Annotated in this window: 13 protein-coding genes and 1 pseudogene; 8 read left to right on the forward strand and 6 right to left on the reverse strand. The window is 57.8% G+C overall.

All coding sequences use genetic code 11. The features are described 5' to 3' along the window. Nucleotides 1-24: 24 nt before the first annotated feature. Nucleotides 25-834, reverse strand: a complete 810-nt coding sequence (locus BS627_RS12090; protein ID WP_077983495.1) for an ABC transporter ATP-binding protein — start codon at nucleotides 832-834, stop codon at nucleotides 25-27. A 130-nt stretch (nucleotides 835-964) separates the two neighbouring features. Between BS627_RS12090 and BS627_RS12095 the strand changes: the two genes are divergently transcribed. Genes BS627_RS12095 through BS627_RS12120 form a run of 6 tightly spaced genes read left to right on the forward strand, consistent with a single transcriptional unit; the run spans nucleotide 965 to nucleotide 5961 of the window. Next, on the forward strand, nucleotides 965-1768 hold the full coding sequence (locus BS627_RS12095; RefSeq protein ID WP_077983480.1) for an ABC transporter permease: 804 nt from the start codon (nucleotides 965-967) through the stop codon (nucleotides 1766-1768). A gap of 32 nt (nucleotides 1769-1800) precedes the next feature. After that, nucleotides 1801-2790 carry an ABC transporter substrate-binding protein gene (locus BS627_RS12100; protein ID WP_077983481.1) on the forward strand — a complete coding sequence of 330 codons (990 nt, stop codon included), beginning with the start codon at nucleotides 1801-1803 and terminating at the stop codon, nucleotides 2788-2790. A gap of 60 nt (nucleotides 2791-2850) precedes the next feature. Beyond that, nucleotides 2851-3600 (forward strand): SDR family NAD(P)-dependent oxidoreductase, encoded by a 750-nt coding sequence (locus tag BS627_RS12105; protein ID WP_077983482.1) that lies wholly within the window; start codon nucleotides 2851-2853, stop codon nucleotides 3598-3600. Between the two features lie 8 nt (nucleotides 3601-3608). Further along, nucleotides 3609-4295 (forward strand): DUF4286 family protein, encoded by a 687-nt coding sequence (locus BS627_RS12110; protein ID WP_077983483.1) that lies wholly within the window; start codon nucleotides 3609-3611, stop codon nucleotides 4293-4295. A gap of 9 nt (nucleotides 4296-4304) precedes the next feature. Next, on the forward strand, nucleotides 4305-5153 hold the full coding sequence (locus tag BS627_RS12115) for a fumarylacetoacetate hydrolase family protein (RefSeq protein WP_077983484.1): 849 nt from the start codon (nucleotides 4305-4307) through the stop codon (nucleotides 5151-5153). Nucleotides 5154-5175: 22 nt separating this feature from the next. Further along, entirely contained in the window at nucleotides 5176-5961 is a 786-nt protein-coding gene (locus BS627_RS12120; protein ID WP_077983485.1) for a 2-keto-4-pentenoate hydratase, read from the forward strand. A 79-nt stretch (nucleotides 5962-6040) separates the two neighbouring features. Here the strand turns inward: BS627_RS12120 and BS627_RS12125 are convergent, their stop codons facing one another. Beyond that, on the reverse strand, nucleotides 6041-6946 hold the full coding sequence (locus BS627_RS12125) for a LysR family transcriptional regulator (RefSeq protein ID WP_077983486.1): 906 nt from the start codon (nucleotides 6944-6946) through the stop codon (nucleotides 6041-6043). A 185-nt stretch (nucleotides 6947-7131) separates the two neighbouring features. On the opposite strand from BS627_RS12125, the gene BS627_RS12130 reads away from it, so the two are divergent. Next, on the forward strand, nucleotides 7132-8175 hold the full coding sequence (locus BS627_RS12130) for an aldo/keto reductase (RefSeq protein WP_077983487.1): 1044 nt from the start codon (nucleotides 7132-7134) through the stop codon (nucleotides 8173-8175). Nucleotides 8176-8226: 51 nt separating this feature from the next. Here the strand turns inward: BS627_RS12130 and BS627_RS12135 are convergent, their stop codons facing one another. From BS627_RS12135 to BS627_RS12150, 4 genes are all read right to left on the reverse strand, one after another. Continuing rightward, nucleotides 8227-9177, reverse strand: a complete 951-nt coding sequence (locus BS627_RS12135) for a bile acid:sodium symporter family protein (protein WP_077983488.1) — start codon at nucleotides 9175-9177, stop codon at nucleotides 8227-8229. Nucleotides 9178-9423: 246 nt separating this feature from the next. After that, nucleotides 9424-11088 carry a type IV secretory system conjugative DNA transfer family protein gene (locus BS627_RS12140; protein ID WP_077983489.1) on the reverse strand — a complete coding sequence of 555 codons (1665 nt, stop codon included), beginning with the start codon at nucleotides 11086-11088 and terminating at the stop codon, nucleotides 9424-9426. Then, nucleotides 11085-11393, reverse strand: a complete 309-nt coding sequence (locus tag BS627_RS12145) for a mobilization protein (RefSeq protein WP_120649313.1) — start codon at nucleotides 11391-11393, stop codon at nucleotides 11085-11087. The genes BS627_RS12140 and BS627_RS12145 overlap by 4 nt, the downstream gene beginning before the upstream one ends. A 185-nt stretch (nucleotides 11394-11578) precedes the next feature. Beyond that, entirely contained in the window at nucleotides 11579-12505 is a 927-nt protein-coding gene (locus tag BS627_RS12150; RefSeq protein ID WP_077983491.1) for a nucleotidyltransferase and HEPN domain-containing protein, read from the reverse strand. 280 nt (nucleotides 12506-12785) lie between these two features. On the opposite strand from BS627_RS12150, the pseudogene BS627_RS12155 reads away from it, so the two are divergent. Beyond that, nucleotides 12786-13148, forward strand: a pseudogene (locus BS627_RS12155) (AAA family ATPase); the annotation flags it as partial.

Consider the following 13148-nt stretch of genomic DNA (forward strand, 5'->3'; position numbering starts at 1 on the left):
AGCTGGACAAATGGCCCCATCTTTTCAGGCATGCCGTTGCAAAATTCCGCGAGACAGAAAAATTTCGGTAATTTCCTCGGATTTTTCGATGAATTCCGGTTCTCGACGTGCCGCCAGACCACGCGGCCGAGGCATGTCAATCTCCAATATCCTTTCGATCCGTCCGGGCCTTGGGGTCATGACAATGACGCGGTCCGCAAGAAGAACTGCTTCGTCGATGGAATGGGTGATGAAGACAACCGTCATCCGGTTCTTCAGCCACAGCGCCTCCAAATCGATACGCATCTGTTCGCGCGTCAGCGCGTCCAGCGCACCGAAAGGCTCATCCATCAACAGCAATCGCGGCTGAAGCAACAGAGCGCGGGCAATTGATGCGCGCTGCTTCATGCCGCCTGAAAGTTCGTGCGGATACCTGTCGGCGAAATCCTTCAAACCGACGGATTCGAGAAGCACAAGCGCGTGCGGCCGCAACTCCTCGCGGTTTCGCCCGGTCATTTCGGCAGGGAACAGCACGTTATCGATAATCGTCCGCCAGGCGAGGAGCACATGATTCTGAAAAACGATACTCATTCCAGGCGGCGGCTCGTTGGATACGTCGCCGAAAACGGAAATCTCGCCTGTGCTGGTGTGAGAAAGTCGCGAGATCAGCCGCATCATCGTTGACTTGCCGCACCCCGACGGACCGACAATTGCAACGAACTCCCCGTCACCAATCGTCAGGTCGAGTTTTTCCAAGGCGACAACAGGCGCGTCCGCATGCCCGAAATATTTGCTGACGCCCTTCAGTAGGACGCCGGGCTCATAACCGGTCCTGTCGTTCTTCTTCTGCAACATGCGTTCCTCCCGCTGCGTTTCATTCTTCTGCTGCCTCCGAAATAGCACTTGACGAAACATTAGTCCATATGGAACATTGTTCCAACATTATACAATTGTCCGGTAATGAGCGGGCAATTCGGGAGGAAGCATGTTTTCGAAAGTAATCGGTGCCATCAAAGGACAGGCCCACACCGTAGGCAGCCTCGTGGGCGCAGGCATTGTCTGGGAGATCGCGGTGCGTCTCCTCAATGTTCCGGAATATATCCTGCCGGCGCCGAGCAAGGTCTTTGCGGACCTTTATTACAATGTACCTATTGTCTTCACCGCATCACTCTACACGCTACAGCCCATGGTGCTCGGCTTCCTCGTGGCCGTCGTCATGGGAACGTTGCTCGCCCTGCTGGTCGTCTATTCGCGCGCATTCGAGGCGATCTTCTATCCGCTGCTGGTGATCCTGCAGATCATCCCCAAGATCGCCATCGCACCTCTTTTCATTATTTGGGTCGGCTTCGGCCTGCCGTCGAAAATCCTGCTGGTCTTCCTGCTTTCTTTTTTTCCGATCGTGGTCAATTCTATCGTAGCGTTCAAGTCCATCGAACCTGACGTCTACGATCTCGCGAAGAGCTATCGCGCCGGACGACTGAAGATTTTCTGGAAGGTGGAACTGCCAGGCGCCCTGCCCTCGCTTTTTGCCGGCTTCAAGGTGGCCGCGGCACTGTCCGCGACGGCCGCCGTGGTGGCGGAATTCGTCGCCTCCGACAACGGACTTGGATACCTGCTGCTGAACTATAACGGCAACATGAATACCAGCATGACCTTCGCCGTCATCATCGTGCTCAGCCTTCTCGGCCTTCTTCTCTACGGCATCGTGGAAATGATCGAACGCTTCGCGATCCCCTGGCACGTTTCACAGCGCCGTGACGACTTCGCTGTCGGGAAAAGCGCGACCTGAATTCGAACTTCAATTAAAAACGGGAGGATAAAATGTTCAACACAATGAAGAAAACGCTTGCGGGCGGTGCGATCGCGTTCGCCGTTGGTCTGGCAGGAATTCAGTCAGCTGCGGCTGAAGACAAGGTCACACTCCGTCTCAATTTCCTTTTGAGTGGTGTCCACACAATCTTTTATTACGGTGCAGAAAAGGGTTTCTACAAGGAGGCTGGCATCGATCTGCAGATTGGCGAAGGCCAGGGCTCGGCGCGCACGGTCCAGTCAGTCGCGACCGGCGGCGACATGTTCGGCATCGCGGATGGCGGCAGCGTCATTGCCGGCGCTTCGAAAGGCGCGCCGGTCAAATCCGTGCTCGGTCTGCTCAACACTTCACCATACGCGATGACGTTTCGCGCTGATTCCGGTGTGAAGTCCATCAAGGATGTGGAGGGCAAAACGGTAGCAGCCAGCGCCGGCGAAGCTTCTCTCGCTCTTCTGCCCGCCATCTGGAAGAAAAACGGCGTCGATGCATCCAAGGTCAACATTCTGAATGTGGATGGCCCTGGAAAGATCATCGCCATCATGCAGGATCGTGCGGCAGGTATTCTCGGCGGACTTGAAAACCAGGTCGTCGTTCTAAAGTCCAAAGGCCTGGAGCAGACGGTGTTTTCTTTTGCAGAGCTCGGCGTCAACACGCAGGGCCTGACGATCATCACCAACACCAAGCTGGTCGACAGCAACCAGGATCTGGTGAAGCGCTTCGTTACCGCATCGCTAAAATCGATTGAGGCAGCCAAAGCGGATCCGGACGCCGCCGTTGCGGCAGCGGTGAAGGAAAAGCCGACAGGCGATCCAAAGCTTCTGAAGGAGCAGCTCGAAATCTCACTCAAGCTTCTTCCATCACCTTCTGCCCCATCCGCACCACTCGGCGAAATGGCCGCGGCAGACTGGCAGCAAACGCTTGATCTGATGAAAGAATATCAGGACATCAAGACCGATATGCCGGCGGACGCCTTCTTTACCAACAGCCTGATCGCGAAATAGTCGCAACGCCAGGAGCCCGGCCAGCTCTGCCGGGCTCACTGCGGAACAATGGTTTCAAACATGTCCACACATTATGATCTCGACGGCCGGGTGGCGGTCGTCACTGGCGCTACCGGCGGCTTCGGTGTCGCCATCAGTCAACGACTACGCGACTGCGGGGCAACGGTAATTCACTGGGACTTGCCGGCTGCCGTGAAAGATGGTGCCCTTGGCGATTTCCCAAATGCCGGTGTTGATATCAGCAATGCAAAAAGCATCGAAACGGCTGCCATCGATCTGAAGCAGCGGTTCGGCAGGCTGGATATTCTCGTCAACAATGCAGGTATTGTCGGCAATGTCGCTCCTTTGTGGGAAATTCCCATCGAGGAGTTTCGCAGGATCATCGACATCAATCTCATCGGCTCTTTTCTGGTTTGCCGCGCGCTGGTGCCATTAATGATCGAAACGGCTAGAACGAGCCGTTACGGCCGCATCGTTAATGTCGCTTCCATTCAGGCCAAGGAAGGGATGCATCAGGCAGCCGCCTATAGCGCCTCCAAGGCAGGACTTGTGGCCATGACCAAAAGTCTCGGCAAGGAACTGGCGACGGCGGGCATTCTCGTCAACGCCATCACTCCCGCCGCTTCCATGACGGCGATGAGCATCAATGCACCGAAGGAACGGCTGGACGATATTCTGTCCCGCATCCCCATGCGTCGTTTTCTCGAACCTGCCGAGGTCGCCAACATGGTGGCCTGGCTATCTTCTTCCGAATGCAGCTTTTCGACCGGCGCGGTTTTCGACCTCTCCGGCGGTCGTGCAACATATTGAGGTAACCAATGTCTCTCCTGGGAAAAGCCGTCGTCGCCATCTGGAACGACATCCTGCCGGAAGGTCGCGATAATTTCATCGAGTGGCACAATCGCGAACATATTCCCGAGCGGGTATCGATACCCGGTTTCCTGCGCGGGCGCCGTTACATCGCCGAGCAGGCAACGCCTGAATATTTCACGCTCTATGAGGCGGCGGATGCGCAAGTGCTCGTCGGCCAGCCTTATCTTGAGCGACTGAACAATCCCACGCCCTGGACGAAGCGTTCAACTGCCGACTTCCGCAACACGACACGCGGTGTCTGCAATACCGACTATTCTTATGGGTGCGGTGACGGCGGATTCATCGCCACGTTTCGTTTCGATGCGGCCGAGACCGACAGGGCGACAATACGGTCGATGCTGGTAGAAGCTCTCTGCGAAACCGGCAAGCTGAACGGTATCAGCGGCGCCCATCTATGCATTGCAGACAACCGCGCAAGCAGTCTGGAAACCGCCGAACGCAAAGGACGCGAGGTTGGCGTGCCCAACTGGATCATCATGATCGAAGGCGGCTCGGCCTCTTCCGTCTCGGCTGCCTCAGACAGCTTGGCACAACTCCTCTCCCGAACAGAGCCCGTCGGCCCTACGGAGCTCGGACTTTATCGCCTTGAATTCGCGCTCAGCGACATTGCCGTTCAGCAATCAGCTGCATAGGAAAACACAATGAGACTTCTTCGTTATGGTCCGATCGGCCAGGAAAAGCCCGCAGCACTCGATGCAGAGGGTAACATCCGCGATCTTTCTTCCGTCGTCACCGACATTGCCGGGCAGACCCTGTCGCGCAGTTCCCTTAAAAAGCTGGCGAAAATTGATCTTTCGGCGCTCCCGGCCATATCATCCGATGTACGGATCGGCCCCTGCGTTGGTGCTGTCGGCAATTTTGTGGCGGTCGGCCTCAATTACATCGACCACGCGCTGGAAACGAACACGCCTATCCCTGAAGAGCCTGTGCTTTTCAACAAACACACGTCCTGCATTTCCGGCGCGAATGATCCAATCTGCCTGCTAAAGGATTCGGAGAAGACTGACTGGGAGGTGGAGATCGCCTTCGTTATCGGTGAACCCGCCTATAATGTGCGGGAAGAAGATGCGCTCTCCGTCATTGCGGGCTTCTGCATCTGCCATGATGTCTCCGAGCGCGCTTTCCAGATCGAACGCGGCGGCCAATGGACTAAAGGCAAAAGCGGACCGACGTTCGGTCCTCTCGGACCATGGCTGGTCACGCCGGACGAAATCGGTGACGTCCAAAATCTGGGCCTGTGGCTAGACGTCAACGGCCAACGCAGGCAGAGCGGTTCGACATCCAAGATGATTTTCCCGATCGCACTGCTGGTGTCTTACATCAGCCGCTTCATGCGCCTCATGCCGGGCGACGTTATCACCACGGGCACGCCGCCAGGGGTCGGCCTTGGAATGAACCCGCCCGTGTTCCTAAAAGCCGGCGATGTGGTCGAACTCGGCATTGATGGCCTCGGCGCACAACGTCAAATCGTGAAAGCATTCGGCACGTGAGATCATCGGGAGACATGAGTGAATGACGGCAATCGAGAAACTGGTTGAACGCTTCACCACCGTGAGCCGAGGCGGGGCGAAAATTTCCCTGGCGGCGGTGCAAGCGGAGGGTCTCATCCCGGGTACGCTTGCAGAGGCTATGGCGGTCCAGCGGGCTTTTGCTGAGAGCTGGGCAGAACCGGTTGCCGGCTGGAAACTGGCGATACGCCCGGATGGCGAGGCCGTCGGGGCGCCGATGTTCGATTGCGTGCGGGTCGATAAAGCCAATGCCGTTTCTTTTCCCCATGGCGGCACCGAAGGCATCGAGGTCGAGATCTGCTTTACGCTTTCGGCGGATATTCCTGCTGCGGCGGCAGGGCCGCTGACAAGAGCCGACCTGATGGGATTTATCGACAAGATCCATCTTGGCGCTGAACTTCTCCGCTACAGGCTGGCGGAGGAGAACCAGGTGCCGTTTCCGCTTTTTCTCGCGGACCGTCTCGCCAACCACGGCTTCGTCATAGGCCCTGAAATCGATAGAGGTATACTGGACGTCTTTGCTGGAAATGGCGAAAATCTGCCGCAGCTCACCGTTACCGAAGGGTCGATATCGCTGTTCGATGCTACGGCAAAACATCCCAATGGCGATCCGCTTGCGCCGCTGGTCGCCTTTGCCAACTCGGCGTTCAACAGGGGCAATATGCTCAAGGCCGGTAACGTCGTAACCACAGGCAGTCTCTGCGGTGCGATACCAAGCACGATTTCCAGTGAGACGCAGATCATACTGAAATCAGCTGGCGCCTTCACGCTGTCCGGTCCGAGATCATAGGCGGCCGGTCAGCCGGACACTCTTTTTTCAGCCTCCTGCCGTCCCCATCCTCACCGCGACTTCCGATGCTATCGAAATGTCATTTCACTCGCCCATATTCGCCGAGAAAATCGAGCAAGGCTCGGATGCGGGCGGGAAGCGGCCCGCGCTGGCCGACATAAACGGCATGAAACATCTCCGTCTCACCCGTATCAAGATGATCGAGGACCGGCATGAGACGGCCGGCGGCGATATCCTCTCGCACGGTGAAGGCAGCAAGGCGGACCAGACCGACACCGGCAAGGGCAAGACGGCGAAGGCCCTCGCCGTCGCTGACCTGCACGCGCCCCGTCGCCGGAATGACAACAGTCTTTCCGGCATCCCGCAACGGCCACCCGTCGACTGATCGGGCATAACCAAATCCGAGCCGATTGTGATCTTCGAGATCGGCGATTGTTTGTGGCACGCCATAACGCTCCAGATAATCCGGAGCGGCCGCGATCATCATCCTCGTCTCACCGAGCTTCCGGGCAACGAGGCTTGAGCTTTTGAGCGGCCCGGCGCGGACCGCGACATCCATGCGCTCTGCGAGAAGGTCGACCACCAGATCCGTCTGGACGATATCAAGCGTGATGCCTGGATGAAGCGACAGAAACCGCGGCAATATCGGCGCAAGAATATGCGTTGCATAAGAAGCGCTGGTATTGATCCGAACGCGGCCGACAGGCTGTTCGCCCTCACCGGCGGCGCGTTCGGCCTCTTCGAGATCGGCGAGAATGCGGGTGGCCCTTTCATAGAAGGCGCAGCCTTCCGGCGTTATCTGAAGCTGGCGGGTGGAACGGTTGAGCAGACGGGCGCCCAAGCGACCTTCCAGCCGTGCGATCAGCTTGCTCACCGCTGAAGGCGTCATGTTTGCCGCCGCGGCCGCGCGGGAAAAACCGCCGAGCTCGACGACCCGCACGAAGATTTCCATCTCCCCTGCCCGGTTGATTTCCAGTCGCGCCATGATGACTTCATCTCACAAGTGATAGTATTTTCGGCATTCTATTTCATTGAAGAGCGAGCGTCTATCTTCAGGCGGCGATTGAAACGCATCGCAATCTTCATCTCCCAGATCATGACGGGATGGACAAAGCGCGGTGATGCCAGAACCCCGCCCGCAACCATTTCGAAGCAAAAAAGGAACGCCCCATGGAATATCGCTATCTCGGCAAATCCGGCCTGAAAGTACCGGTCTTAAGTTTCGGAACCGGAACCTTCGGCGGCTCCGGCCCGCTCTTCAGCAACTGGGGCAATTCAGACGCCACGGAAGCCCGGCGTCTGATCGATACTTGTCTGGAAGCCGGCGTCAACCTCTTCGATACCGCCGACGTCTATTCCAATGGCGCATCGGAGGAAGTGCTCGGCGAGGCCATCAAAGGCAGGCGCGACAGCGTTTTGATCTCGACCAAGACCAGCCTGCCGATGGGCGACGGGCCGAACGAGGCGGGCTCGTCCCGCTTCCGATTGCTGCGGGCCGTGGATGACGCCCTGCACCGTCTCCAGACCGACTATATCGACATCCTTCAACTCCACGCCTCCGACGCCTTCACGCCGGTTGAGGAAGTGCTCTCGACGCTCGATGCGCTCGTCCGGTCGGGCAAGGTGCGATATACCGGTGTCTCGAATTTTTCCGGCTGGCAGATCATGAAATCGCTCGCCGTCGCGGATCGATACGGCTGGCCGCGTTATGTGGTCAACCAAGTCTATTACTCCCTGATCGGCCGGGATTACGAGTGGGATCTGATGCCGCTCGGCGCGGATCAGGGTCTGGGGGCAATGGTCTGGAGCCCGCTTGGCTGGGGGCGATTGACAGGAAAAATCCGCCGCGGCACGCCGCTGCCCGAAGGTAGCCGCCTCCACGAGACCGCCAGCTTTGGCCCGCCGGTGGATGATGAAGATCTCTACCGCGTGATCGATGCGCTTGACGCTGTTGCAGAAGAGACCGGCAGGACGGTACCGCAGGTCGCCCTCAACTGGCTGCTCAGACGCCCCACAGTTTCCACAGTGATCATCGGTGCGCGCAATGAGGAACAGCTTCGCCAGAACCTCGATGCCGTGGGATGGGAACTGACGCCCGCGCAGGTGGCGCGGCTGGACGAGGCCAGCGAGAGGGCCGCTCCCTATCCGCATTTCCCTTATCAGCGGCAAGCGGGCTTCGCCCGGCTAAATCCACCGGCCGTCACTATGCCGTAACAGGGCTGGTCGGGCCGCCTGACCGGCAGGCGGCCCAGCAGATGTGGAGCTTCAGGCGGCTTTGTTGTCGGAGCCAGCTTCCACACGACCCGAGAACCAGTTCGCGAGGATTGCACCGGAAATATTGTGCCAGACGCTGAAGATCGCGCTCGGCACCGCAGCGACAGGCGAGAAGTAAGCCGTGGCAAGCGCCGCGCCAAGGCCTGAATTCTGCATGCCCACCTCGATCGCGATGGCCTTGCGCTTGGCAAGCGACAGGCCCGTTGCCTTTGCCGCGAGATAACCGATGAAATAACCAAGACCGTTATGCAGGATTACGACCGCAAGAATCATCAGCCCGGACTGGGCGATAGCCGCCTTGGATCCTCCCACCACCGCCGAGACGATCAAGACGATGCCGATGACGCTCACGAGCGGCAATGCCGGAACGGCGGCCTTGACGAGACCGGGCAGCAGCTTCTGCAGAGCGGCGCCGAGAGCGAGCGGAACCAGAACGACCTTGACGATGCTGAGGAACATGGCCCAGCCGTCAACCGGCAGGTACTGGCTCGCAAACAACCAGACGAGGAACGGGGTCACCAGCGGCGCAGCAAGCGTGGTGACCGAGGTGCAGGCGACCGACAGCGCGACATCGCCCTTGGAGAGATACGTCATGACGTTGGAAGATGTGCCGCCCGGGCAGCAGCCGACCAGAATGACGCCAGCGGCGACTTCCGGCGGCATGGGAATGATCCGGGTGAGCAGCACCGCCAGAAGCGGCATGACCAGAAACTGGCCAAGGACACCGATCGTCACATCGAACGGCCTTTTGACGACCTCCCTGAAGTCATCGACCGACAGTGTGAGCCCCATGCCGAACATGATGATCGACAGAAGCGTGACGATCCACGGCGCTATCTGCTTGAAGGTATCTGGAAAAAAGAAGCCGAGCACGGCAAACAGGATGACCCAGACGGCAAAGGTCTTGCCCACGAAAGCCGAAACGGCTGCCAGCGTTTTCATGTCTATACTCCCAATATAATCATGGGACCCCGTCTAGACTCCTACGGTGCCCTGTCAAGGTCATTACTCCGTTGCTAGACTTCGCGGTCGAAAAACGATCCCTCGGCCGCGATGCCGCCGTAGCCGCAGGACTGCAATTGGACAAAAGCTCATCTGTCCGCGTCCGGTTGCGGCGAACAAAGCCCGAAGGACCTCACATGCAAAGTCCGATGTAGATACCGGACTGCCTTTTCGTTGTGGATCCCGTTAGACTGGATCAAACATCTCCCTGAACTCTCGATCAGCAAAATAGGCAAGTTTCTCTGCAAAAATTGGTCGTTGTCTGGCCAGGAATAGCAATTGTCCTTTCGCCGGCAGGTTGCGCACCTCATCAGGGGTGAGTAGCGGCCGGCCGGTATGCTGTTGGCTGTAGGAGATCCCGGTCTTATCGGAATCGAGCGCTCTCGCAATCGTCTGGAACACGACTGTCTCCTGTCCAAGCAAATCAGAGATGAGGCGGGCGCTGTCATGATCGTTGACGCCAAAAACCTGCAGCACGCCGGCGTTTGACAGGAATGTTCCGGCGCGGTGACCGTATGTGGCACGCAGCTGATGGATGTCCTGGAGGATGGGCCAAAGCTGGACACCATAACCCGCCATCAGCCCCATCGCGCGTTCGACTGGCGCCAGATGCCCAAGGGATGCGAACTCATCGAGCAGATAGAGAACCGGTGTCGTCGGCTTTATTGGATCGCGGGCCATTTCGGTTAGGCTTTGCGAGACAAGCAGGCGCAGCCAGCGCGAATAGGTCGAGAGGCGATCAGGGGGAAGAACGAGGAACACCGTCACGTTGCTGCGCTTCAAATCGGTAAACCGGAAATCCGAGCGACCGAGCACGGCCGTCATGCGCGGTGAATCAAGAAAATGCGTATGGCGCTGGGCGGCCGACAGAACGCCTGCGGCTTCGCGATCGGATTTTCCAAGGTGGCGGTTTGCGGCGCGCGCGACAAGACCGCTTGCCGCATCGCTCTCCTGCATACGTTTCAGCAGTGCTGCGAACTGTTCCGGAGCAAGGGTGAGATAGTCGCGAAGTGTTGCGAGGTGCCTGCGTCGCAAAGGCTCCACTGCAACGATCTCGAGAAGCAATCCGGCAATCAGCGCTTTTGCCTCCTCGTTCCAATGCGCCTCTCCCGCCATTCCCGGTTCGTCGAACACGAGAGCGTCGGCAAGGGCACTGGCATCGTCCGCAACATCAAGGCTGTCGGGATCGAGCATGGCCAGGGGATTGAAGGCTGCCGAGGGTCTGCCGGTAACCCCGAAAGGATCGAGCACGTGAACCGGTCCAAACTTCTGGCGGGCACGGCCGGTGATCCTTGCATTCTCGCCTTTTGGATCGACGCAGATCACCGAACGGTCGGCAGTCAGCAGGTTTGGAATGATCGTACCAACACCCTTGCCGGTACGCGTCGGTGCCATGGTGAGGAGATGGGCCGGGCCATCATAGCGCAGAGGCCTGGACGTTTTCGTATCACGACCGATCAGCAGGCCGGAACCCGATGAGGTGAGAGCGGCTATCTCCTTGCCTGTCGCAAAGCGGGCGGAGCCATGGGTCTCATTGTCACTATCCCCGAAATGCAAAATGAGTGGAGTGGTGATAAACCAGAAGGTGATAGCGGCAAGCGCCAGCAGGGTTAAGAAACCTGGGATGATGTAGATTACCGAGCCCCGCTCGAAACCCATTTGCTCGAGAAAATGACCGCCACCCATGCCGATCACAAATGTGACGTTGAACAGGATGAACATAAATCCAAGTAGCCGTTTCCAGATCCGGAAGGGCATGGCAATCAAAGCCCAAATTGCCCAAAGCGGATCACGTGCTGCGGCGCGCATCATGTTTTTGAATGCGTCCCGGGCAAGTCGTAATCGGTTCATGGAGCGCCCTGCCCGCTTCCATCCTTCTCTCCTGTGCCCGGCAGTCCTTGTTCGATCAGATCGTCAAAGAGCGCCTTGTCATTGTCGCGTGTCAGAAAGCCCGGCAGTTCGCGGCGCAGCCAGTCACCGAGTTGCTGCTTAAAATCCTGATCATCCGAGGTTTCGAGGTGATGCAGAACGAGCGAGCCGATCAGGACCTTACGGCGCATATCGTTGTTGCGCTCGGTTTTCGAGAGACGGGCCTTCAGCGCGGACCGCTTCGCCTCCAGTTCAGCCAGGCGCTGTTCGATGGTTTTCCTTGCCACGATTATTCCTTTCGATTGCGGTCGCACCGGAACTGCCGCTGTTGACCACGGCTTTGCTCCTGGAAGACAGACCAGTTTCTATGAGGAGATCGGCATAGCGATTGTAAGAGGAGGTTGGACCCTGTGGTTCATGACGCTGCGGCGGCTGCTCCCTGAGATCAGAATTGTTCTGCCACCGGTGAAGCTCAGTCGCTGGAATTTGCGGCTTGTCCCGCGACCTGTTTGAGTTTTTCGATGTGCTCGCGGCAGAGCGTCTCAACCAGCCTGTGAAGTTCCGCCGTCCGCTCCTGAAGCCAGGTGAGCGCCTCTTCGGAAACCTCGAAACGCTTCGAATAGCGTGCCTTGACGTAGGCCTCGTTCAGGATGTTGTACCATGTGGTAAATCGCTGACGTTCGCGCGGCCAGATGTCGATCAAACGGTGATCGCGACCTTCGGAAAGCCCTCGCAGGAATTTGAGATTGTGAGACGCAGGCGAATAGTTTGTCAGTGTCAGCAGGTAGCAGTTGTAAGCCGTCTCGACTGCCTGATGCAGTTGGAAGGCGGCAATGTTGGCATTGTTATCCTTCAGGGCATAGCCAGCCAACTTAATGAAAGTTTGCGCATCGGGAAAATGCCTGCGGAAATGCTCCTCGGCAACCCTAAGTGCATCGGAAGGGCTGAGCGGTTTCGCTTCAGCCAGCGGCCGGTCATCGAGTTCGTAAAGGACAACACCTTCGCGGGCGAGGTCAACGAAGAAGTATTGGCCATCATGTAAAAAATTGCTGATCTCGCGAGCGCCATGCACGATAAGACCCACGGGCGTCTCGATCTCCTTGTCCCACATCAGCCGGTCTGTCGCCTTGTCCCAGTATTTGGGATCGGCCAGTTCCTTGTTGCTGACAATGACTAGGATGTCGAAATCCGAGCGATAGCCTTTCGACGTATGCGGTTCATCCACCCAGGTGCCACGCGCGTAAGAACCGAACAGGATGATTTTGAAAATCCGGCCATCCTTCTTGGCATCAGACTTGGAGCGCTCGACGAGATCAGCAAACTCTTCCTGGATAATTCCGACGAGACGCGCGAGCTCGCGTTGCTTTCGTTCCGGCAGGTGTTCAAGGCTGGTCTTCATGTCTGCTCCGTTTCTGGACGGTACCCTGTATGGTCCATTGTAGACTTCTTTAAAACTCCGATTTTTGGCAGCCGCCAATCGAATACCTGTCTTGCCGGGCTATCCACTGCATGTTGCCCCTTGTCCGCCGTGCGATCAGCCTGCGCATATCGATCTCACTGATTGATGCGTTTGTTTCCCTATTCAAACACGAGCAATTGCCATTTGGCGACTACTACTTTTAGTAGTCGAAATGCCCGTTCGTTGTTGCTAGCGTCGCCACCGGTAAACAGACAAGGGCACGCTTGCGTCATGGTCTTACAGTTGGGACCATGGCCGGGATTTGATCGGCGGCCGGGACGTGTTCGTCATTGACGAGGCCGGCATGGTCGGCAGCCGCCAGCTTGCCCGCTTTATCGGCGAGGCTGAAGAGCGCGGTGCAAAGATTGTTCTTGTCGGCGACCACGAGCAGTTGCAGGCAATCGGGGCCGGTGCACCCTTCAGGGCGATTGCCGAACAGATTGGTCATGTCGAACTTTCCGACATTCGCCGCCAGCGCCATGATTGGCAGAGAGAAGCATCGGTTGCCTTTGCGACCCACAAGACGGCCGAGGGCCTCACCGCCTACCGCGAGCACGGCGGCATCCATTTTGCGGAAAGCCGC

The sequence above is a fragment of the Agrobacterium salinitolerans genome (genome assembly GCF_002008225.1).
Lineage (GTDB): Bacteria > Pseudomonadota > Alphaproteobacteria > Rhizobiales > Rhizobiaceae > Agrobacterium > Agrobacterium salinitolerans.